At 66.7% G+C, this 20,496-nt stretch carries 20 protein-coding genes; 2 read left to right on the forward strand and 18 right to left on the reverse strand.

Going from position 1 to position 20,496, the window contains the following annotated elements; genetic code table 11:
• Nucleotides 1–31: 31 nt before the first annotated feature.
• From LGM42_RS04220 to LGM42_RS04265, 10 genes are all read right to left on the reverse strand, one after another.
• Nucleotides 32–526, reverse strand: a complete 495-nt coding sequence (locus LGM42_RS04220) for a CvpA family protein (protein WP_059582742.1) — start codon at nucleotides 524–526, stop codon at nucleotides 32–34.
• Between the two features lie 6 nt (nucleotides 527–532).
• A complete protein-coding gene (locus LGM42_RS04225) occupies nucleotides 533–1,369 on the reverse strand; it encodes an SPOR domain-containing protein (protein ID WP_060311224.1) in 837 nt (278 codons plus the stop codon).
• A 29-nt stretch (nucleotides 1,370–1,398) separates the two neighbouring features.
• Nucleotides 1,399–2,709, reverse strand: coding sequence for a bifunctional tetrahydrofolate synthase/dihydrofolate synthase (gene folC, locus LGM42_RS04230; protein WP_060311225.1), 1,311 nt, complete (start codon nucleotides 2,707–2,709; stop codon nucleotides 1,399–1,401).
• A gap of 95 nt (nucleotides 2,710–2,804) precedes the next feature.
• On the reverse strand, nucleotides 2,805–3,677 hold the full coding sequence (gene accD / locus LGM42_RS04235) for an acetyl-CoA carboxylase, carboxyltransferase subunit beta (RefSeq protein ID WP_040139428.1): 873 nt from the start codon (nucleotides 3,675–3,677) through the stop codon (nucleotides 2,805–2,807).
• A gap of 65 nt (nucleotides 3,678–3,742) precedes the next feature.
• Nucleotides 3,743–4,558, reverse strand: a complete 816-nt coding sequence (trpA, locus tag LGM42_RS04240; RefSeq protein ID WP_226231633.1) for a tryptophan synthase subunit alpha — start codon at nucleotides 4,556–4,558, stop codon at nucleotides 3,743–3,745.
• A 36-nt stretch (nucleotides 4,559–4,594) separates the two neighbouring features.
• Nucleotides 4,595–5,446, reverse strand: a complete 852-nt coding sequence (locus tag LGM42_RS04245; RefSeq protein WP_060311227.1) for a DNA-methyltransferase — start codon at nucleotides 5,444–5,446, stop codon at nucleotides 4,595–4,597.
• Between the two features lie 9 nt (nucleotides 5,447–5,455).
• Entirely contained in the window at nucleotides 5,456–6,649 is a 1,194-nt protein-coding gene (gene trpB, locus LGM42_RS04250; RefSeq protein ID WP_059582753.1) for a tryptophan synthase subunit beta, read from the reverse strand.
• Nucleotides 6,650–6,704: 55 nt separating this feature from the next.
• Nucleotides 6,705–7,409 (reverse strand): phosphoribosylanthranilate isomerase, encoded by a 705-nt coding sequence (locus tag LGM42_RS04255; RefSeq protein ID WP_226231634.1) that lies wholly within the window; start codon nucleotides 7,407–7,409, stop codon nucleotides 6,705–6,707.
• A complete protein-coding gene (truA, locus tag LGM42_RS04260; RefSeq protein ID WP_059582759.1) occupies nucleotides 7,406–8,218 on the reverse strand; it encodes a tRNA pseudouridine(38-40) synthase TruA in 813 nt (270 codons plus the stop codon). The genes LGM42_RS04255 and truA overlap by 4 nt, the downstream gene beginning before the upstream one ends.
• Entirely contained in the window at nucleotides 8,218–10,368 is a 2,151-nt protein-coding gene (locus tag LGM42_RS04265; RefSeq protein ID WP_226231635.1) for a FimV/HubP family polar landmark protein, read from the reverse strand. Before LGM42_RS04265 ends, truA begins: the two co-directional genes overlap by 1 nt.
• A gap of 756 nt (nucleotides 10,369–11,124) precedes the next feature.
• On the opposite strand from LGM42_RS04265, the gene flgE reads away from it, so the two are divergent.
• Nucleotides 11,125–12,369, forward strand: coding sequence for a flagellar hook protein FlgE (gene flgE / locus LGM42_RS04270; RefSeq protein WP_226231710.1), 1,245 nt, complete (start codon nucleotides 11,125–11,127; stop codon nucleotides 12,367–12,369).
• Nucleotides 12,370–12,468: 99 nt separating this feature from the next.
• Here flgE and asd read toward each other — a convergent pair whose 3' ends face one another.
• From asd to LGM42_RS04310, 8 genes are all read right to left on the reverse strand, one after another.
• Nucleotides 12,469–13,590, reverse strand: a complete 1,122-nt coding sequence (gene asd / locus LGM42_RS04275) for an aspartate-semialdehyde dehydrogenase (RefSeq protein WP_226231636.1) — start codon at nucleotides 13,588–13,590, stop codon at nucleotides 12,469–12,471.
• An 85-nt stretch (nucleotides 13,591–13,675) separates the two neighbouring features.
• On the reverse strand, nucleotides 13,676–13,795 hold the full coding sequence (locus LGM42_RS04280) for a hypothetical protein (protein ID WP_006756675.1): 120 nt from the start codon (nucleotides 13,793–13,795) through the stop codon (nucleotides 13,676–13,678).
• 119 nt (nucleotides 13,796–13,914) lie between these two features.
• Entirely contained in the window at nucleotides 13,915–14,982 is a 1,068-nt protein-coding gene (gene leuB / locus LGM42_RS04285) for a 3-isopropylmalate dehydrogenase (RefSeq protein ID WP_011548096.1), read from the reverse strand.
• Nucleotides 14,983–15,061: 79 nt separating this feature from the next.
• Entirely contained in the window at nucleotides 15,062–15,712 is a 651-nt protein-coding gene (gene leuD / locus LGM42_RS04290) for a 3-isopropylmalate dehydratase small subunit (protein WP_059582769.1), read from the reverse strand.
• Nucleotides 15,713–15,780: 68 nt separating this feature from the next.
• Nucleotides 15,781–15,927, reverse strand: coding sequence for an entericidin A/B family lipoprotein (locus LGM42_RS04295; protein WP_011548098.1), 147 nt, complete (start codon nucleotides 15,925–15,927; stop codon nucleotides 15,781–15,783).
• A gap of 3 nt (nucleotides 15,928–15,930) precedes the next feature.
• Nucleotides 15,931–17,340, reverse strand: coding sequence for a 3-isopropylmalate dehydratase large subunit (gene leuC, locus LGM42_RS04300; RefSeq protein WP_059582772.1), 1,410 nt, complete (start codon nucleotides 17,338–17,340; stop codon nucleotides 15,931–15,933).
• Between the two features lie 265 nt (nucleotides 17,341–17,605).
• Nucleotides 17,606–18,535 (reverse strand): alpha/beta fold hydrolase, encoded by a 930-nt coding sequence (locus tag LGM42_RS04305; RefSeq protein WP_060311230.1) that lies wholly within the window; start codon nucleotides 18,533–18,535, stop codon nucleotides 17,606–17,608.
• 170 nt (nucleotides 18,536–18,705) lie between these two features.
• Nucleotides 18,706–19,311 (reverse strand): TetR/AcrR family transcriptional regulator, encoded by a 606-nt coding sequence (locus LGM42_RS04310; protein WP_226231637.1) that lies wholly within the window; start codon nucleotides 19,309–19,311, stop codon nucleotides 18,706–18,708.
• 435 nt (nucleotides 19,312–19,746) lie between these two features.
• On the opposite strand from LGM42_RS04310, the gene LGM42_RS04315 reads away from it, so the two are divergent.
• Nucleotides 19,747–20,472, forward strand: a complete 726-nt coding sequence (locus LGM42_RS04315; protein ID WP_226231638.1) for a glutathione S-transferase — start codon at nucleotides 19,747–19,749, stop codon at nucleotides 20,470–20,472.
• Nucleotides 20,473–20,496 lie beyond the last annotated feature (24 nt).

The following is a 20,496-nucleotide window of genomic DNA, read 5'->3' on the forward strand; positions in this document are numbered from 1 at the left end:
AAAATCGGTTCCGTCCTGCCCGGCCGCGCCGTCACACGCGTACGTACTGGGCCATGCCGTCGGGCAGGAGCTGCTTCAGCTCGTGCACGCCCTGTTCGGCAAAAGGACGCAATAGCGCATTGCGCCAGAAATCCTGTTTGGGCAGTTCGGTCAGCCCGGCCGCCGCGACCAGCAGCACCACCAGCACACAGCCGCGGACGAGCCCGAACATCATGCCCAGCGAGCGGTCGACGCCGCCCAGGCCGCTCGCCTGCGCGATCCGCGACAGCAGCGCGTTCGCCACGCCGGCGACCAGCACGACGCCGATCACGAGCAACGCGAAGGCGATCACCCACTGCGTCAGCGCGCCGCCCGGCCAGTTCGCCGGAATGTACGGCACGACCAGCCCGACGTAGCGGCCCGCGATCACGACCGCCGCGATCCAGCCGATCAGCCCGAAAATCTCGGACACGAAGCCGCGCCACGCGCCGCGCAGCGCCGACAACGCGATCACCGCCAATACAGCGTAGTCGAAAGCCGTCAGCATCGCACGTTACTGCGTCAGTCCGGCTTCGCGCACCTTCGCGATCGCGGCGGATGCCGCCGCACGATCCGCGAACGGGCCGGCACGCAGCAGTGTAGCCGTGCTGCCGTCGGCCTGCTTGCTGTGCTCGACATATGCGGGCACGCCCGCCGATTTCAACTTGGTGGCCCACGAACGGGCGGTCGCGGCGTCCTTGAACGAACCGAGCTGCACCGCGAAGCGCGCACCGGCCGGCGACGCCGGCGACGATGCGTCGCCGCCGTCCGGGCTCGCGGCGCCGGCATTCGCGACGGTTGCGGGCGCAGGCTTCGGCGCGGCCGGTTTCGCCGCCGGAGCGGCCGGCTTCGGCGCGGGCTTCGGCGGCGTCACGCTCGCGGTGGTGGTCGTATCGGGTTTCGCGGCCGGCTTGGCGGCGTCCTTCGGCGCGGGCGCCGGTGCGGCCGCCACGGCCGCGTCGGATGCGGGCGGTTCGTCGTGCGCGACGCCCGCCTGCACGTCGGACACGTCGTCGTCGCGCGGCGCGACCGCCTGGTGCGCGGGCCGGTTCGGGATGTCGATCGCGATGTCGTCGGTGACCGGCTTCGGGTGCGAGTCGAGCACCATCGGGAGCACGATCACGGCGGCCACGACGAGCGCGATCGCGCCGACGAGGCGACGGCGCGCGCGTTGCTTTTCAGGAAGGGTCGGATCGAGGAGCAGTGCGTCCGATTCCGGACGCTCGGTGCGGCGCGTGCGGCGCTCGACGCGTTCAGTGCGCTCCGTGCGCACGTTCCGGGAGGCCCCGGTGCGACCGCCGCGCCGCGGGGGCGCGTCGTCGTCTTTCTTGCCGAACGAGAAAATTCCCATGAATGGCTGAGTCCGAAACTGCCCGTCAGTCAGTGTTGCTGCGATTTACGGTAGGCCAGCACGCCGGCAACCGTATGGAAACTGCCGAAAACCACGATTCTATCATTCTCGGATGCTCTTTTTAGTGCATCGCGAAACGCTTCCGCGGGCGACGCGTAACGCGTCACGCTCGAATCGGGCCCCTCCTCCACGCCGGCCTTGCGCAGCGCGGCTTCGAGCTGCTCCGCGGAGGCCGCGCGCGGCAGCGGCAGGTCGGTCACGCACCAGTGGTCGATCTCGCCCTTCAGGTGCTGCAGCACGCCGTCGATGTCCTTGTCGTGCATCGCGCCGAACACCGCGTACGTGTACGGGAAGAAACCCATGTTGCCGAGGTTCTGCTCGAGCACGGCCGACGCATGCGGGTTGTGCGCGACGTCGAGCACGATCGCCGGCTTGCCGGGCAGCACCTGGAAGCGCCCCGGCAGCTCGACGTTCGCGAGCCCGAGCCGGATGTCCTGCGCGGACACCGGCAGCACCGGGCGCAGCGCCTCGAGCGCGGCGAGCGCGGCCGACGCGTTGATCAGCTGGTTCGCGCCGCGCAGCGCCGGATACGCGAGCGCCGGATAGCGCTTGTCGCGGCCGAGGTAGCTCCATTGCTGGCGCTCGGCCCCTGCCTGCGCCTCGTAGCGGAAATCGCGGCCGACGAGCCACAGGTCGGCGCCGATCGCTTCGGCGTGGTCGACGAGCGTCTGCGGCGCGGCCGGATCGCCGCAGATCGCCGGCTTGCCCGCGCGGAAGATCCCCGCCTTCTCGAACGCGATCTTCTCGCGCGTGTCGCCGAGGTATTCGGTGTGATCGATGTCGATGCTCGTGACGATCGCGCAATCGGTGTCGATGATGTTCACCGCATCGAGCCGGCCGCCGAGGCCGACTTCGAGGATCACCGCGTCGAGCCCGCGCGAGGCGAACAGATGCAGGATCGCGAGCGTCGTGAATTCGAAATACGTGAGCGACACGGGCTCGGCCAGCGACGTGCGCGCGGCTTCGACGGCCTCGAAGTGCGGCAGCAGTTCGTCGTCGGTCACGTTCTGCCCGTTCACGCGCGCGCGCTCGTTGAATGCGAGCAGGTGCGGCGACGTGTGGCAGCCGACCTTGTAACCCGCGCGCACGAGAATCGTCTCGAGGAACGCGCAGGTCGAGCCCTTGCCGTTCGTGCCGCCGACGGTGATCACCGGGCACGCGAATTCGAGCTGCAGCGCCGCCTTGACCTGCCCGATGCGGGTCAGGCCCATGTCGATGCCGACCGGGTGCGCGCGTTCGAGATGCGAAAGCCACGCGTCGAGAGTGGGAAATGTGCTCATCGGATCAAATCTGGATCGGTACCGCCACTACGCCAAAAAGCAAAGCGCGCCGCCTGAGAAGCCAGGCGACGCGCGGAGTCACGACGTTGCGCCGGTCAGGCCAGCGCGTCGGCCGGCTGTCGCTGCAGCAGCGCGAGCAACTGCGCGATCTCGTCGCGCATCTTGCGACGGTCGACGATCATGTCGATCGCGCCCGTCTTCAGCAGGAATTCGGCGCGCTGGAAGCCTTCGGGCAGCTTCTCGCGGACCGTCTGCTCGATCACGCGCGGGCCGGCGAAGCCGATCAGCGCCTTCGGCTCCGCGATCACGACGTCGCCGAGGAACGCGAAGCTCGCCGACACGCCGCCCATCGTCGGGTCGGTCAGCACCGAAATGAACGGCAGCTTCGCTTCGGCCAGCTTGGTCAGCATCGCGGTGGTCTTGGCCATCTGCATCAGCGACAGCAGGCTCTCCTGCATCCGTGCGCCGCCCGATGCCGTGAAGCAGATGAACGGCACGTGCTGCTCCAGCGCGTTCTGCGCACCGCGCGCGAAGCGCTCGCCGACGACCGAACCCATCGAGCCGCCCATGAACGAGAATTCGAAGCACGCTGCCACGACCGGCAGCGTATGGATCGCGCCGCCCATCACGACCATCGCGTCGGTCTCGCCGGTTTCGTCCATCGCTTCCTTCAGACGATCGGGGTACTTGCGGCTGTCCTTGAACTTCAGCGAGTCGACCGGCACGACTTCCTGGCCGATCTCGTAGCGGCCTTCCGGATCGAGCAGCCCGTCGAGGCGCTCGCGCGCGCCGATGCGCATGTGGTGATCGCACTTCGGGCACACGTGCAGGTTCGCGTCCACGTCGTTGCGATAGAGAACGGCCTCGCAGGACGGGCACTTGACCCACAGGCCTTCCGGAATGCCCTTGCGGCTTTTCGGGTCGGTCTGCTTGATCTTCGGCGGCAACAGTTTGTCGAGCCAGCTCATCGTATGGTTTCCTGTTCCGTGGCGGGGCGGGCCGACGCGGCCCGTTCCCGCTTCCTGTGTTGTGTTTATCGCGCCGTGTTGCCGGCACCGTCCAGGGCGACGCGCAGCTCGGCGATGAACGTCTTCAGCGCGGCGGCGGCACCTTCCGGCGCGGCGCTCTCGAGCAGTTGCACGAGGCGGCTGCCGATCACGACGGCGTCCGACACTTCGGCCACCGCACGCGCCGTTTCGGCGTCGCGGATACCGAAGCCGACACCCACCGGAACCGGCACGCGCGACTTGATGGCCGGGATTTTACCTGCAATGCTCGAAACATCCAGATTTCCCGCGCCGGTCACGCCCTTGAGCGACACGTAATACACGTAGCCGCTCGCGATCTTGCCGACGTCGGCGATGCGCTCGTCGGTCGACGTCGGCGCGAGCAGGAAGATCGGATCGATCTGCGCGGCCCGCATCTTTTCGGCGAACACGCCCGCCTCTTCCGGCGGATAGTCGACCACCAGCACGCCGTCGACGCCGGCCGCGTGCGCTTCGGCCGCGAACGCGTCGACACCCATCCGTTCGATCGGGTTCGCATAGCCCATCAGCACGACGGGGGTTTTGGGGTCGGTTTCGCGAAAACGCTTCACGTCGGCGAGCACGCTCTTCAACGTGACGCCGCGCGCGAGCGCGCGCTCCGACGAGCGCTGGATCACCGGGCCGTCGGCCATCGGGTCCGAGAACGGCACGCCGAGTTCGATCACGTCCGCGCCGCCGGCGGCGAGCGCGTGCATGAATTCGACGGTTTTCGCGGGGTCCGGGTCGCCGGCCGTGATGAACGGGATCAGGCCCTTACGGCCTTGTTCCGCGAGTGCGGCGAAGGTCTGCTGAATACGGGACATGGCAATTTTCCTCAGTGCATTCGGCGGCGGCGCGATTCACGCGCACGCCGGCGCGGCGAGCGCGCTCACGCGCTCGTGCGCGATCGCACAATAGCTTTCGTTGATCTCGTAGCCGACGAAGTCGCGCCCCTGCCGTGCGCAGGCCACCGCGGTCGTGCCGCTGCCCATGAACGGATCGAGCACGCGGCCGCCCGGCGGGCAGCTTGCGAGCACCATCCGCTCGATGATTTCCAGCGGCTTCTGGGTCGGATGATCGACGCGCTCCGCGTGCTGCCGGTGCAGGCGCGAGACCGACCAGACGTCCTTCGGGTTGTAGCCCATCTCCAGCCACTTGCTGCCTTCGAACAGCTTGCGCGAGCGGGCCTTCTTCGTGTCGGCGTCGTACGGGATGCGGACCGGATCGAGATCGAAGTAATACGCTTTGGAAACCGCGAAAAAGCCGATGTTGTCGTGCACCGACGTGAAACGGCGCGTCGTGCCGCCCATGCTCGGCACGCGCCGGTCCCAGATGATCTCGTTGACCATCGTGAGTTGCGTCTTCAGGAAACTGAAGATTTCCGGCGCGTACTGCCACGTGCAGAAGATGTACATCGACCCGCTCGGCTTCAGCTTCGGAATCGCGAGTTCGAGCCACTCGCGCGTCCACGCGAGGAAATCGTCGCCCGAACGCTTGTCCGAATCGTTGCCGTAGTCCTTGCCGAGCCCGTACGGCGGATCGGCGACGATCAGGTCGATCGACGCATCCGGCAAGTGCGCGGCATCGGTCAGGAAATCGCGGTTGTGCAGTTCGATACCGGGCGGCAGCGCGCGCGGCACGGCGGCGGCCGGCTGAACCGCCTCCGCCTCGCTCGCGGCGCCGCCGCCCGGCTCTTCGATCAGGTCACGCATCGGTCGGGGTCAGAGCGCGATGCCCGATCGCTCGGCGACCGTGTGCATGTCCTTGTCGCCGCGGCCCGACAGGTTGACGAGCAGGATCTTGTCCTTCGGCAACGTCGGCGCGAGCTTCACGCCATACGCGATCGCGTGGCTCGACTCGAGCGCGGGAATGATCCCCTCGATCCGGCAGCAGTCGTGGAACGCCTTCAACGCTTCCGCGTCGGTGATCGGCACGTACTGCGCGCGGCCGCTGTCCTTCAGCCATGCGTGCTCGGGGCCGACGCCCGGATAGTCGAGGCCCGCCGACACCGAATGCGTCTCGATGATCTGGCCGTTGTCGTCCTGCAGCAGGTACGTGCGATTGCCGTGCAGCACGCCCGGGCTGCCGGCGATCAGCGACGCCGCGTGATGGCCCGTGTCGAGGCCGTCGCCGGCCGCTTCGACGCCGATCAGCTGCACCGACGTATCGTCGATGTACGGATAGAAAATGCCCATCGCGTTCGACCCGCCGCCGACGCAGGCGATCACCGCGTCGGGCTGCCGGCCCGCGAGCTCGGGCATCTGCACCTTGCACTCGTCGCCGATCACGCGCTGGAAGTCGCGCACCATCATCGGGTACGGGTGCGGGCCCGCGACCGTGCCGATGATGTAGAACGTGCTTTCGATGTTCGTGACCCAGTCGCGCATCGCTTCGTTCAGCGCGTCCTTCAGCGTGCGCGAACCCGATTCGACCGGCACGACCGTCGCGCCCAGCAGCTTCATCCGGTACACGTTCGCGGCCTGCCGACGCACGTCCTCGGCGCCCATGTAGACGACGCACTCCATCCCGAAGCGCGCGCAGATGGTCGCGGTCGCGACGCCGTGCTGACCGGCGCCCGTTTCCGCAATCACGCGCTTCTTGCCCATGCGCTTCGCGAGCAGCGCCTGGCCGATCACGTTGTTGATCTTGTGCGCGCCCGTGTGGTTCAGGTCTTCACGCTTCAGGTAGATCTGCGCGCCGCCGAGCGTCTCGCTCCAGCGCTGCGCGTGGTAGATCGGCGACGGACGGCCGACGAAATGCTTCAGCTCGCGCTCGAATTCGGCGACGAAATCGGGATCGTTCTGGAACTTTTCATACGCCGCGCGCAGTTCGTCCAGCGCGTGAATCAGCGTCTCGGCGACGAACACGCCGCCATACGGGCCGAAATGGCCACGATCATCAGGAAGGTTGTACATGGTGTCTCTCTCGATCGGTCGGTGCGCCCCGCCTGCGGGGCCGCACCGGCTTGCATCACCCGGCGTCCGCTTCGCGCACCGCGCGTACGAACGCCGCCATCCGGGCGTGATCCTTCACGCCCTTCGCGCCCTCCACTTCGATGCCACTGGAGACATCGACAGCAAACGGACGCAGCTGGCGGATCGCATCACCGACGTTTTGCGCGTTCAAGCCACCACTCAAAACGGCCCGACGCGCGAGCTCTGCGGGAATAAGAGACCAATCGAAGACCTTGCCGCTACCGCCGTAATCCGGCACCAGGGTGTCGAACAGGAGGCCGCGCGCTTTCGAATAATGAAGAGCCGATTCTACCAAATCGGCACGCTGCGTCGAGGGGCCGACGCGCACCGCGCGCAACCACGGCAGGCGCGCCGCGCGGCCGAGCGCGTCGCACTGCGCCGGCGTCTCGTCGCCGTGGAGCTGCAGCATCGTGAGCGGCACGTCGCGCACGACGGCTTCGATCTCGGCCTCGGTCGCATTCACGAACAGTCCGACCACCGAGACGAACGGCGGCGCCAGACTCGCCAGCTCGGCCGCCTGCGCGATCGTCACCGCGCGCGGGCTCTTCGGATAGAACACGAGGCCGATCGCATCGGCGCCGAGGGCTGCCGCGTGCAGCACGTCCTCGGGCCGCGACAGCCCGCACAGCTTGATGCGCGTGCGCGGCGGCACGCTCGCCGCCACGGCGGAACTCGAAGGGGACACGACGTGATCCGTCATGATTGTGGGTCCAGATCGGCCCAGACGCTGCTCCACGGCACGCTGCCGAGCTGCGCGGGCGGGACGGCGAATTCCGCCGGGTAGCCGACGTGGGCGAGGTACAGCCCGTCGGCCATGAACGTGGGTGCGGCGAGGTTGCGGTCGCGCCCGGCCAGCACGTCGGCGAGCCAGTCGGCCGGATAGCGGCCGCGCCCGACCGCGACGAGGCAGCCCATCAGGTTGCGCACCATGTGATGCAGGAACGCGTTCGCGCGAAAGCGGAAATGGATGAAATGCCCGGCGCGCCGCACGTCGATCTGATACAGGTGTTTGACCGGCGTCTTCGATTGGCATTCCGACGACCGGAACGACGAAAAATCATGCTCGCCGATCAGGTGCGCGGCGGCGGCGCGCATCGCGTCGTCGTCGAGCGGCGTGTGGATCCAGCCCGCGCGCCCGGCCAGCATCGGCGAACGCACGGGATGCACGTACAGCGCGTAGTAATAGGTGCGCTCGAACGCCGAGAAGCGCGCATGGAACGTGTCCGGCATCGGCTTCGCCCATTGCACCGACACGGTCGGCGGCAGGAACGCGTTGGTGCCGCGCACCCACGAGAACACCTCGCGCTCGAGATCCGTGTCGAAATGCACGACCTGCCCGAGCCCGTGCACGCCGGTATCGGTGCGCCCGGCCACCGTCGTGTGCAGCGGCACCCGCGCGAACTCGGCGAGCGCATGCTCGAGCCGGTCCTGCACGGTCTTGCCGTGCGGCTGCGCCTGCCAGCCGCAGAACGCCGCGCCGTCGTACTGGATGCCCAGCGCGATCCGCATCACGCCTCGTCCGCCAGTTTCGCGAGCAGCGCGCGTGCATCGTCGCGCGTCGCGGCGTCGTTCGCGTCGACCACTTCCTGCAGCAGCGTCCGCGCGCCGGCCAGATCGCCCAGCTCGACGTATTCGGCCGCGAGGTCGAGCTTGTTGCGCGCGATGCGCGCGAGCTCGTCCGCGGTGAGCGCGGGCAGTGCGGCGCCCGGGGTGGACGGCAGGTCGAGATCGAAATCGAGCTTCAGCGCGCCGAACTGCGCGCCGCCGAGCGGCGGCAGCGATGTCGCCGCAGGCGGGCCGCCCGCTTGGCCGGCGGGCGTCGCCGCGTCCGGATCCCAGTCGAACTCGTCGTCGTGGTCGACCGGATGTTCCGGTGTCGTTTCATCCGAACCCATCGGCGGGTGCTGGGCGGATTGACCGTTAGTTGCGATTTTGTCGGTGTCGGGCTGTGCTGCCCGCGCGGAGAGCGCCTCCGGCGTCAACGACGGCTCGTCCGCCGCCCGCGGCGGCAACGGCATGTCGAGACTGTTGAGCGCACTGATCGCGTTCTGCATCAGCGTCGCGTGCTGTGCTTCGGTCGTCGAAGGGGCGACGGATGCGGCGGTCGGCTCGGTCGGCTCGGCCTTCTTGTCGGCGCCAGTGTTTTTTTCCGCCGGTTCTGCGTCGGGCGGAGCCTCATCCGGAACCGGAGTCGCGTCGTTCGCGGGCGACACGGCAGCGTCGGCAGCCGGCAATTCGGGCGACTCGTCGCGCGGTGCCGCCACTTCAGGCGCAGTCGATGTGTCCGCTACGGGCGACTCGACCGTCTCGGCCGCCGCGGCAGTCGCCGCGGCAAGATTCATGTCGGACGCCGCATCGCGTGCGATCGGCATTTCGGGCGTGATCGGCAGTTCACGTTCGACGGACGGCGCGGCTTCCGCTTCCGCAGCCGCGGCGCCGCCTGCTGCGGCAGCAGTCGTATCGGCACCCGCGTCGTCCGCGCGGCGACCCTTCCGGCGCTTGCGCCATACGAAGCCGGCCGCGAGCACGATCACGGCTGCACCGGCCGCGGCGGCCGGGCGCCAGTCCATCTGTTCCGTACGACGTGCCGGTGTCGCGACGGGCGCGATCGGTTGCACGGAAGCCGATGCCGGGCGCGGCGCACTGGCTGCCACACCCGACGCGGCTTCGTCCGCCGTCGATGCAGCGGCCGACGCACTCGCGTCATTCGCGGCCGGACGCGGCGCGGCGGGCGCCGGAGCCGGCGCAGGCGCGACGCCGGTCGTCGTCGCCGGTTTGCCGATGCCGTGCTTCTGCAACTCCATCAGCACGCGATTCTTCAACGCCAGCAATTGCTGCAAGCTCGACGGCCGGGGCTGCGACGCTCCCACGGCAGGCGCCGCGCCGGCCGGTTCGCGCACGCCGGAAACCGGGCTGCCCGGCACCGCCTGCCCCGCCGCCTCGCTCGCGGACGGCGGCGCCGACTGGATCGCCCCGCTCCATACATGCGGGCCGCTGGCACCGCCCGTGGGCGCCGCCGGCTGCGTGCTGTCGATACCCGACGCGCCCTGTGCGGCCGCCGCCCCGGTCGAAGCCGAAGCACCGGTCGAAGCCGAAGCACCGATCGAAACCGCCGCCCCCGCCGCCGGCGCACTCGCACCGCTCACCGGAGCCGCATGCACGGCCGACGCCACCGGCGCGGATTGCACCGCCGAGCCAGGATGCGGCGCGGATGCGCCGTGCTGCGCGATCGCCGCCCCACCCGATGCGGCGGCGGGCGCGGAAGCGGCCGTCGCACCGGAGGCAGCGGACGCGCCGGCCGGCACGAGCGCCGCGCCGGTGGCGTCGAGCGCGGGCACGGTCAGCGTCGCGCCGACTTTCAGCCGGCTCGCGTCGCGCTTCATGAACGCCTGCGGATTGGCGTCGAACAGCGCACGGGCGGCGCGCGCGAGCACGGCCGGGTCGTGCGATTGCGTGGCCGCTTTCGCGATGTCGTTCAGCGACTGGCCCGGCTGGACCGTCACGGTAAGCGGTGCGGCGGCGCCGGCGGCGGACGCCGGCAGTTCGCCGGTGCCGACTGCCCACGCCGATGCGGCTGCGCCGAGCGCCAGGATCGTCAGCGCCCCACGCACGGCGCGCGACAGACGGGACTGACGCGGAAACAAGGAAATTCGGGACATCGTTGGCTCTATCGCCGCGCGCGGGCGCGGCTCGGATTCGCGGTTGGAAGCGTCAATAAAGTTGCTGCAGAAATGCAAAAGCGCCGCGCGAAACGCGACGCTTTCGGCGGGTCTGTGCGTCGTAACCGCGTAGTTTACTTCACGCGCTCGAGTTCCGGCCGAATTCGTCGCCAGCCGGCGCGCGCGTCGGGCGGGTCCGCCTGCCGCAACCCGTGCATTCGATCGACCAGAACACCCCCACGCGCGCTGTCGAAAACCGTCTCGCAACAGCATCGCCCCCTGCTCGAATGACGCGGCCTTTCGGTGCTCACTGCGCGTCCACCGCAGGATCACGGCGACAGCATCGCAAGCACTCCCTCAATGACCCGCCCCGCCAGCCGTTAAAGAATTAGCCGCAGGAAATCCAAATAATCCCAGCCGGCAATCAATCCGGAACCAACAAATTTCAATTCGTCGATAAGAAGGCAGTTCATCCCCCTTATCGGCGAAATGAAAATCCACATCACCAAAGCCTCGCCCCATAAGGCTTTCATCGCCTTGCGCCCACCCGCTTGTCATACAAAAGCGATCTTTTCCGCATTAATTCAATTTCATTACACAAAATTACACAGACCCAACCGTTGCCGTCGATACGATCGCCTTCAACCGGGAATCGGCATATTTCGACTTCGCGGTCGGACCGATGCCGTGAAGGACCAGAGGGCCATCGCGCAGTCGCACGACTGCATTCACTACCAGCTCGTTACGGGGACGAACATGGGCTATCAGCAGGGTTTGAGCGGGTTGGCCGGCGCGTCGAGCAACCTCGACGTGATCGGCAACAACATCGCGAACGCAAACACGGTCGGCTTCAAGCAGGGGCGCGCGAACTTCGCGGACATGTACGCGAATTCGGTCGCGACGTCGGTCAACACGCAGATCGGCATCGGTACGCGGCTCGCGTCGGTGCAACAGAATTTCGGCCAGGGCACCATCAATACGACGAAGTCGTCGCTCGACGTCGCGATCAACGGCAACGGCTTCTTCCAGATGTCGAGCAACGGCGTGACCACGTACTCGCGCGACGGCACGTTCCACCGCGACAAGAACGGCGCGATCGTCGACGCGCAAGGCCGCAACCTGATGGGCTATGCGGCAAGCGCCGGCGGCGCGATCAACACCGCGCAGACCGTGCCGCTGCAGGCGCCGACCAGCAACATCGCGCCGCGCGCGACGAACAAGATCACCGGCCAGTTCAACCTGAACGCGCAGGACAAGGTGCCGGCCAAGACGCCGTTCAACGCGACCGACAACACGACGTTCAACTACAACTCGTCGATCCAGGTCTACGACACGCTCGGCGGCTCGCAGCAGATCACGATGTACTTCGCAAAGAGCGCGGCCGGCACGTGGCAGGCCTACGCGGGCGTGCAGGGGCAGACGCCGACGCATCTCGGCACCGTCACGTTCGACGCATCGGGTCGGATCAGCTCGACGACGTCGGCAGCGACCGGGCAGCCGACGCCGAGCCTCGGCCAGTTCGCGTTCTCGATCCCGAACACGACGGGCGGCGCCAATCCGCAGAACCTGACGCTCGACCTGGGCGGCACGACGCAATACGGCGGCAAGGACGGCGTGAACAATCTCGCGCAGGACGGCTTCGCGAGCGGCACGCTGACGACGTTCTCGATCGGCAGCGACGGCAAGCTGACCGGCAACTATTCGAACGGACAGAGCACGGTGCTCGGCCTGATCGCGCTCGCGAACTTCAACAACCCGAACGGGCTCGTGAACATCGGCGGCAACCAGTATGCGGAAACGGCTGCGTCGGGCGTGCCGCAGATCTCCGCGCCGGGCAGCACGAACCACGGCACGCTGCAGGGCAGCGCGCTCGAAAACGCGAACGTCAACCTGACCACCGAGCTCGTGAACCTGATCACCGCGCAACGCAATTACCAGGCGAATGCGCAGACGATCAAGACCCAGCAGGCCGTCGACCAGACGTTGCTGAACCTGCGCTGAACCGCCCATGAAAAACGCGCCGCGCCGGCCCCGAATCTCGAGGCCGACGCGGCGCGTCGTATCGTGCAGCCCGGCCCGCTAGCCGGGCAGCCAGCGTGCTTACTTGTCGAGCAGGATGCGCAGCATGCGGCGCAGCGGCTCGGCCGCGCCCCACAGCAGCTGATCGCCGACCGTGAACGCCGACAGGTATTCGCCGCCCATCGCGAGCTTGCGCAGGCGGCCGACCGGCACCGACAGCGTGCCGGTGATCTTCGCCGGCGACAGGTCGCGCATCGACGCTTCACGCTCGTTCGGCACGACCTTCACCCAGTCGTTCGCCGATGCGAGGATGCCGTTGATCTCGTCGAGCGGCACGTCCTTCTTCAGCTTGATCGTCAGCGCCTGCGAGTGGCAGCGCATCGCACCGATCCGCACGCACAGCCCGTCGACCGGGATCGAGCCCGGTTCGCCCATCGCCGGCTTGCCGAGGATCTTGTTGGTTTCCGCGCCGCCCTTCCACTCTTCCTTCGACATCCCGTTGCCGAGATCCTTGTCGATCCACGGGATCAGCGAACCGGCGAGCGGCACGCCGAACTGGCTCGTCGGCATCGCGTCGCTGTTCATCGCCGCCAGCACGCGGCGGTCGATGTCGAGGATCGCGGAGGCCGGATCGGCGAGCTGTTCCTGTACCGCGCCGTTCAGCGTGCCCATCTGCGACAGCAGCTCACGCATGTTCTGCGCGCCCGCGCCCGATGCGGCCTGGTAGGTCATCGCCGTCATCCAGTCGACGAGATTCTCGCGGAACAGGCCGCCGAGCGCCATCAGCATCAGGCTGACCGTGCAGTTGCCGCCGATGAAGTTCTTCGTGCCCTTGACGAGCGCGTCCTTGATCACGTCGAGGTTGACCGGATCGAGGATGATGACCGCGTCGTCGTTCATCCGCAGCGACGATGCCGCATCGATCCAGTAGCCGTTCCAGCCGGCCGCGCGCAGCTTCGGGAACACGTCGTTCGTGTAGTCGCCGCCCTGGCACGTGATGATCACGTCGCACTTCTTCAGCTCGTCGACGCTGGTCGCGTCCTTGAGCGTGGTCTCGTTTTTCGCGAACGACGGCGCCTTGCCGCCCGTGTTGCTGGTGCTGAAAAACACCGGTTCGATCAGGTCGAAATCGCCCTCTTCCTGCATGCGCTGCATCAGGACGCTGCCGACCATGCCGCGCCAACCTACGAGACCTACGTTCATGACTAACCCTTTGCTTTGAATGGAGCTTCCCCGCCATTTCCGTCCCCGCGTGACCGCGCGGGGAAACAGGCGGGCACGACGGCGATCAGCGTTTAATGATCGTTTTCGTGGTAATGGTTTTCGTGATGACGATGGCGCGCGCACCCGCACGGGCAGTGTTGCCGTGGAGTTTCAGGACCGGGGAGATCAGGGAAATCAGCGCCATCGTTCGAGTCTACACAAAGCCGGTGGCCCGCACAACGGCCAACCGCGCGCGAACCGGCCGATTTTCACGGCCCGTTCGCGCCCTTTTCCACATTAGTTACCGCACTTCATTTCCCACGCTTACAGCGCGGCGACCACCGCATCGCCCATCGCCGCCGTGCCGACCTGCTTGCAGCCCGGCGTCGCGATGTCGCCCGTGCGGTAGCCTTGTTCGAGCACCGTTTTCACCGCGCGCTCGATACGATCGGCCTGCTCCGCGCGATTCAGCGAATAGCGCAGCAGCATCGCGGCCGACAGGATCGTCGCGAGCGGGTTCGCGATGCCCTTGCCCGCGATGTCCGGCGCCGAACCGTGCGACGGCTCGTACAGCCCCTTGTTGTGCTTGTCGAGCGACGCGGACGGCAGCATGCCGATCGAGCCCGTCAGCATCGACGCCTCATCCGACAGGATGTCGCCGAACATGTTGCCGGTGACGATCACGTCGAACTGCTTCGGCGCCTTCGCGAGCTGCATCGCCGCGTTGTCGACGTACATGTGCGACAGCTCGACGTCCGCGTACTCCTTCGACACGTCGATCATGATGTCGCGCCAGAACTGCGACGTCTCCAGCACGTTCGACTTGTCGACCGACAGCAGCTTCTTCGCGCGCTTTTGCGCGGCCTGGAACGCGACGTGCGCGATACGGCGCACTTCCGGTTCCGAATAGCGCATCGTGTCGAAGCCTTCGCGCTCGCCGGCGAACGGGCCGTCCGGCGCCGCCCGCACGCCGCGCGGCTGGCCGAAGTAGATGTCGCCGTTCAGTTCGCGCACGATCAGGATGTCGAGGCCCGCGACGAGCTCCGGCTTCAGCGGCGACGCATCGACGAGCTGCGGATAGCAGATCGCCGGGCGGAAATTCGCGAACAGCTCGAGGTGCTTGCGCAGCCCGAGGATCGCCTGCTCGGGGCGCAGCGCGCGCTCGAGCGAGTCGTACTTCCAGTCGCCGACCGCGCCGAACAGGATCGCGTCGGCCTGCTTCGCGAGCGCCAGCGTCGCGTCGGGCAGCGGATGGCCGCTCGCCTCGTAGCCCGCGCCGCCGACCGGCGCCTGTTCGAGTTCGAACTTCTCGTCGAGTGCGTTCAGCACCTTCACCGCTTCATTGACGATTTCCGGACCGATGCCGTCGCCGGGCAGCACTGCAATCTTCATGCGAAATTCCTGACTGGGTAGGGTGTTATGGAGGCAGGCCGGCGAGCGCACGCACGGCGCGCCCGCCTGCAACGCGCGCTCAGCCGACCAGCTTGGTGCTGAGCCACGGCTGCTTCACGAGCCGCTCCGCTTCGAACTGGCGGATCTTGTCCGCGTGGCGCAGCGTGAGGCCGATGTCGTCGAAGCCGTTCAGCAGGCAGTACTTGCGGAACGCGGCGATCTCGAACGGATACTCGCGGCCGTCGCCCGCGCGCACGACCTGCGCGTCGAGGTCGATCGTCAGCTGGTAGCCGTTGAACGCGTACGTGTCGCTGAACAGGTGATCGACCTGCTGCTCGGTCAGCACGATCGGCAGCAGGCCATTCTTGTAGCAGTTGTTGAAGAAGATATCCGCGAAGCTCGGCGCGATGATCGCGCGGAAGCCGTACTGCTGCAGCGCCCACGGCGCGTGTTCGCGCGAGCTCCCGCAACCGAAGTTCTTGCGGGCGAGCAGCACCGATGCACCCTGGTAGCGCGGCTGGTTCAGCACGAAGTCCGGGTTCAGCGGACGCTTCGAGTTGTCCTGGCCCGGCTCGCCGTGATCGAGGTAACGCCATTCGTCGAACGCGTTCGGACCGAAGCCCGTGCGCTTGATCGACTTCAGGAACTGCTTCGGGATGATCGCGTCGGTGTCGACGTTCTCGCGATCGAGCGGCGCCACGACGCCGGTATGTACAGTGAATTTTTCCATGATCCGTCTATCCGGTTGAAGGGCCGGCAGTCAGCCGGCGCACATCGACAAATTCTCGGCGGGAACCGTCACTCCGCGGCGCGCTTCAGCGCGCTGCCGGCGGCGTTGACGTCTTCACCGAAGCCGCGGACGGTATTGCAGCCGGCCAGGCCGAAACCCAGCCCCGCCAGCGCCAGCGCGGCAACCAGCCGCGCGATGACTTTCGATGCCGTCACGCGTCACCCCAGCTGGCGAATGTCGACGAAGTGGCCTTCGATCGCCGCGGCCGCCGCCATCGCGGGGCTCACGAGGTGCGTGCGACCGCCCGCGCCTTGCCGGCCTTCGAAGTTGCGGTTCGACGTCGACGCGCAGCGCTCGCCCGGCTCGAGCCGGTCGGCGTTCATCGCGAGGCACATCGAGCAGCCCGGCTCGCGCCATTCGAAGCCCGCATCGGTGAACACCTTGTCGAGCCCTTCGCGCTCGGCCTGCGCCTTCACGAGGCCCGAGCCCGGCACGACCATCGCGAGCCGCACGTTCGACGCGATGCGGCGGTTCAGCTTCTTCACGACGTACGCGGCCGCGCGGATGTCCTCGATCCGGGCGTTCGTGCACGAACCGATGAAGATCTTGTCGACCTTGATCGATTCGATCGGCGTGTTCGGCTCGAGCGCCATGTACGCCAGCGCGCGCTCCATCGCGTCGCGCTTGACCGGATCCTTCTCGCGCTCGGGATCGGGCACGCGACCGTCGATCGACGTGACCATTTCCGGCGACGTGCCCCACGTGACCTGCGGGACGATCTCGGCCGCGTTCAGCTCGACCACGCGGTCGAACTGCGCGCCGTCGTCCGACTTGAACTGGCGCCAGTACTCGACGGCCTGATCCCATTCCGCGCCGGTCGGCACGAACGGACGGCCCTTCAGGTAGTCGATCGTCGTGTCGTCCACCGCGACCATGCCCGCGCGCGCGCCGGCCTCGATCGCCATGTTGCAGACGGTCATGCGGCCTTCCATCGTCAGCGCGCGAATGGTCGAGCCGCCGAATTCGATCGCGTAGCCCGTGCCGCCTGCCGTGCCGATCTTGCCGATGATCGCGAGCACGATGTCCTTCGCGGTACAGCCGCGCGGCAGCGCGCCCTCGACCTTCACGAGCATGTTCTTGCTCTTCTTCTGCAGCAGGGTCTGCGTCGCGAGCACGTGCTCGACTTCGGACGTGCCGATGCCGTGCGCGAGCGCGCCGAACGCGCCGTGCGTCGACGTATGCGAATCGCCGCACACGATCGTCATGCCCGGCAGCGTCGCGCCCTGTTCCGGCCCGATGATGTGGACGATGCCCTGGCGCACGTCGTTCATCTTGAACTGCGTGATGCCGAATGCATCGCAGTTCGCGTCGAGCGTGTCGACCTGCAGCTTCGAGACGGGATCGGCGATGCCGTGGCTGCGGTCCGTCGTCGGCACGTTGTGGTCCGACACGGCCAGGTTCGCGCTGATGCGCCACACCGGGCGCTGCGCGATCTTCAGCCCTTCGAATGCCTGCGGGCTCGTGACTTCATGCAGCAGTTGACGGTCGATGTAGAGCAGGGTCGTGCCGTCTTCCTCGGTGTGGACCACGTGGGTGTTCCACAGTTTGTCGTAGAGAGTCTGTGCCATGGGTATGCGGGGTCGTTGTGACTACAAGCCTTGCGGATGCGATCGATTATGCCACGCAAAATCGGCCATTGGAGTACCACGATAACGAAAAAAGCGAATAAAAACAGTGAGTTGGGTGGTACACGCGATACCCGGATAAGCATTACCCGGCAAGCGCGGCAGCGCGTGCGGCACAGGCGCGTGCCGCACGACGGGGCTTGCCTCCGCGCACCATGTCGGCCGTCGTGGGCCGCTCCAGCCCTTGCAATCGACTCGCGGCGACGTGCTACCGGAAGAAATTGCGCAACGCGCGCGCCAGCGCCTGCGGTTGTTCCTCAGGGATGAAATGCCCGCTATATGCGATCGTCGCAGCCGTCACGTCTTCCGCGACATGTCCGAGCGGCCCTGCCATGTCGGGTATGGATCCCTGGTCGGCACTGACAGCGAGCACGGGCATCTTCAGCTTTCCTCGCGCCTGCAGCTTGCGGTTCTGGGCCGACGATTCCGACACGGCCCGATAAAATGCCAGGCCCGCTCGCAACCCGCCGTCCCTGGTGAACACCCGGACGTACTCGTCGATATCCGCGTCGGAGAACGATTCGGGATTTGCCGCCTTGCGACGCAAGAACCAATCGAGATACGCGCGCTCCCTGCCGGCGATCAACGTCTCCGGCAGGTCGGCTACCGCATGGAATGCAAAGTGCCACGTGCGCCATGCGCTACGAGGCTCGATCGGCAGTGCGTCGGGCAGCGTGATGCCGGGTATCCCGGCGTCGAGCAACGCCACGCGCTTCACTGAATCGGGATACATCGCCGCAAACGGATAGGCGACCCATGCGCCGACGTCGTGAGCGGCCAGGTAAAAGCGCGAGATATTTTGCCGCTCCAGCAGGCGCGCAAGCGTTGTCGCGACGGTCTGCGTGTCATACCCGGTGAGCGGCCGGTCCGAGTCGCCTTGCCCGGGAAGATCCGGCGCCACGATCCTGAATTCGTCCGCGAGCAGGGACATGATTCTGCGCCACGCGTACCAGCTTTCCGGAAACCCCGCGAGCAACACAATGGTCTCGCCGTCGGTGCGGCCGCCTTCGACATAATGAAGGCGCACCCCGTCCACCGTATCGAACCGATGACGAAAGCCGCTGAGCCGCGGGTCTTCGCGAAAATAGGGTGTGGTCGCAAGCGGCAAAGAATCCGCGGTCGATTGATGCTGGTGCATAAGTTCGTCCTCTCTATGGAATCGACTTTCCTGGATGATGGTTCACCACGCGCAGCGCGAGCAATGGCATTGGGAAATAGTCGTTTCCCAATTCGACAGAACCAGATCGCGCGCACGCGTGGTTTCGCGTGTTACTTCACATCGAGTTACCCAAGGGATGACGCTCTACCCTAGTTGAGCAGCCGCATGGCCTCGTCGACCAGCATCGACATATCGCTGCGGCGTTGGCCGAGCTTACCCACCACTCGAAGCCCCTGCACCATGGCGAACAGACAGCTCGACGTGGCTTGTGCGTTCAGCGCGGCATCGACGGACCCATCGGCCTGCCCCTGCCTGATCAAATCGCGAAGGAGACGCTCGACCCGCTGCATCGATTTGTGAACGATGTCGGCGATCTCGCTATCCAACGTACCGAGAACAATAGCGCCGCCCACGACCAGACAGCCCTTTCGGCCCTCGTCTCCATGCGAGACGTCCGCATAAAAACGCAACAGCGCGCGCACCTTGTCCCGTCCGTTCCTTTCATCGGCAAGGATCGTGTTGAGTTCGCTCGCGCGCCGATCGACGTACCGGTTCAACGCGGCAACGAATATGGCGTTCTTGTCCGCAAAAGCCTTGTAAAGACTGCCGGTGGTGAGCCCTGTCTCCCGGGACAGATCGCCGATGGAAGTCGCATGATAGCCACGCTCGCGAAAGACGCGGATGAAGCCGTCCAGCGCTTGCTCCATGTCGAATTCTCGCGGCCTGCCAACGTTCGGTGCATTTTTCGTCGCCATGCGGCATTATAGGAAATGATCATTTCCAAATCAAGCGATCCGGAACCGCGCAACGAGGCATACGATTAAACGACCGGCCGAAAACGCGCCTTTCCTTCCGTTTCTTGCAGGGTTCGTCCTCGCGGGTTCCGCATCGGGGCAGCTTCCGACCGACGGGGAAGGTCAAGGCCTGTTCGCGCCCATAGGTGACGGGCTTGCGCTGGCGCTGACCCGCTTCGCCAGCGGCGACACGCACCCTGGCATGATCGGCGGTGAACTGGTCGAACGCAGCCACGAAGGCGTGTGGGCGCGACGAACGCCGCGCATGACACGCGGCGCCGCTGGCATTTCGCACTCGATCTCGTAAACTGTCTATTCGCAACGGGCGGCGCACGGCCGCCCTCCCCGCCATCGCGGTGCGTGCATCCAGGCGCATCGACCGGACAGGAGCACTGCATGCGATATGAACTCTATTACTGGCCTGAAATCCAGGGCCGCGGCGAGTACGTGCGCCTCGCGCTGGAAGCAGCCGAGGCCGACTACGTCGACGTCGCGCGCGAATCGGGACGCGGAATGGGCGTGGCGGCGATGATGCGCATGATGGACGACACGAAAGCGGAATGCGTGCCGTTCGCACCGCCGTTCCTGAAGGCGGGCGACGTGGTCGTCGGACAGACCGCGAACATCCTGCTGTTTCTCGGCGCGCGGCTCGGACTCACGCCCGACGACGAAGCCGGCCGGCTGTGGGTGCACCAGCTCCAGCTGACCGCCGCCGATTTCATCACCGAGATCCACGACACGCACCATCCGATCGGTAGCGGCCTGTACTACGAGGACCAGAAGGCGGAAGCGGCCGAGCGCGCGGCCGATTTCCTCGAGAACCGGCTGCCGAAATTCCTCGGCTACTTCGATCGCGTGCTCGAACGGAATCCGCACAAGAGCGGTTATATCGCCGGCAACACGCTCACCTACGCGGACCTGACGATGTTCCAGTTGATCGAGGGCCTGCGCTATGCGTTTCCGAAAGCGATGAAGCGCGCGGAACGCAAGATCGCGGGGCTCGTCGCGCTGCACGATCGCGTCGCACGGCATCCGCCCGTCGCGCACTACCTCGAGTCGGAACGCCGCATCCCGTTCAACGACATGGGGATCTTCCGGCACTATCCGGAACTGGACAAGTAACGGCCGGCTGCCGTTACCCCATCG

The sequence above is a fragment of the Burkholderia sp. AU39826 genome, assembly GCF_020419965.1.
In the GTDB taxonomy this organism is placed as follows: domain Bacteria; phylum Pseudomonadota; class Gammaproteobacteria; order Burkholderiales; family Burkholderiaceae; genus Burkholderia; species Burkholderia semiarida.

Excerpts from the sequence above, each read along its gene's own strand:
- truA (WP_059582759.1), bottom strand. The coding sequence starts at position 8,218 with ATGCGGATCGCGCTGGGCATCCAGTACGACGGCGCGGCGTTCTGCGGC.
- LGM42_RS04310 (WP_226231637.1), bottom strand. The coding sequence starts at position 19,311 with ATGGCGACGAAAAATGCACCGAACGTTGGCAGGCCGCGAGAATTCGAC.
- accD (WP_040139428.1), bottom strand. The coding sequence starts at position 3,677 with ATGAGCTGGCTCGACAAACTGTTGCCGCCGAAGATCAAGCAGACCGAC.
- LGM42_RS04255 (WP_226231634.1), bottom strand. The coding sequence starts at position 7,409 with ATGACGGATCACGTCGTGTCCCCTTCGAGTTCCGCCGTGGCGGCGAGC.
- flgE (WP_226231710.1), top strand. The coding sequence starts at position 11,125 with ATGGGCTATCAGCAGGGTTTGAGCGGGTTGGCCGGCGCGTCGAGCAAC.
- asd (WP_226231636.1), bottom strand. The coding sequence starts at position 13,590 with ATGAACGTAGGTCTCGTAGGTTGGCGCGGCATGGTCGGCAGCGTCCTG.
- leuD (WP_059582769.1), bottom strand. The coding sequence starts at position 15,712 with ATGGAAAAATTCACTGTACATACCGGCGTCGTGGCGCCGCTCGATCGC.
- trpB (WP_059582753.1), bottom strand. The coding sequence starts at position 6,649 with ATGTACAACCTTCCTGATGATCGTGGCCATTTCGGCCCGTATGGCGGC.
- trpA (WP_226231633.1), bottom strand. The coding sequence starts at position 4,558 with ATGTCCCGTATTCAGCAGACCTTCGCCGCACTCGCGGAACAAGGCCGT.
- leuC (WP_059582772.1), bottom strand. The coding sequence starts at position 17,340 with ATGGCACAGACTCTCTACGACAAACTGTGGAACACCCACGTGGTCCAC.
- LGM42_RS04265 (WP_226231635.1), bottom strand. The coding sequence starts at position 10,368 with ATGTCCCGAATTTCCTTGTTTCCGCGTCAGTCCCGTCTGTCGCGCGCC.
- LGM42_RS04245 (WP_060311227.1), bottom strand. The coding sequence starts at position 5,446 with ATGCGTGACCTGATCGAAGAGCCGGGCGGCGGCGCCGCGAGCGAGGCG.
- LGM42_RS04305 (WP_060311230.1), bottom strand. The coding sequence starts at position 18,535 with ATGCACCAGCATCAATCGACCGCGGATTCTTTGCCGCTTGCGACCACA.
- LGM42_RS04220 (WP_059582742.1), bottom strand. The coding sequence starts at position 526 with ATGCTGACGGCTTTCGACTACGCTGTATTGGCGGTGATCGCGTTGTCG.
- leuB (WP_011548096.1), bottom strand. The coding sequence starts at position 14,982 with ATGAAGATTGCAGTGCTGCCCGGCGACGGCATCGGTCCGGAAATCGTC.
- LGM42_RS04225 (WP_060311224.1), bottom strand. The coding sequence starts at position 1,369 with ATGGGAATTTTCTCGTTCGGCAAGAAAGACGACGACGCGCCCCCGCGG.
- folC (WP_060311225.1), bottom strand. The coding sequence starts at position 2,709 with ATGAGCACATTTCCCACTCTCGACGCGTGGCTTTCGCATCTCGAACGC.
- LGM42_RS04280 (WP_006756675.1), bottom strand. The coding sequence starts at position 13,795 with ATGGCGCTGATTTCCCTGATCTCCCCGGTCCTGAAACTCCACGGCAAC.
- LGM42_RS04315 (WP_226231638.1), top strand. The coding sequence starts at position 19,747 with ATGCGATATGAACTCTATTACTGGCCTGAAATCCAGGGCCGCGGCGAG.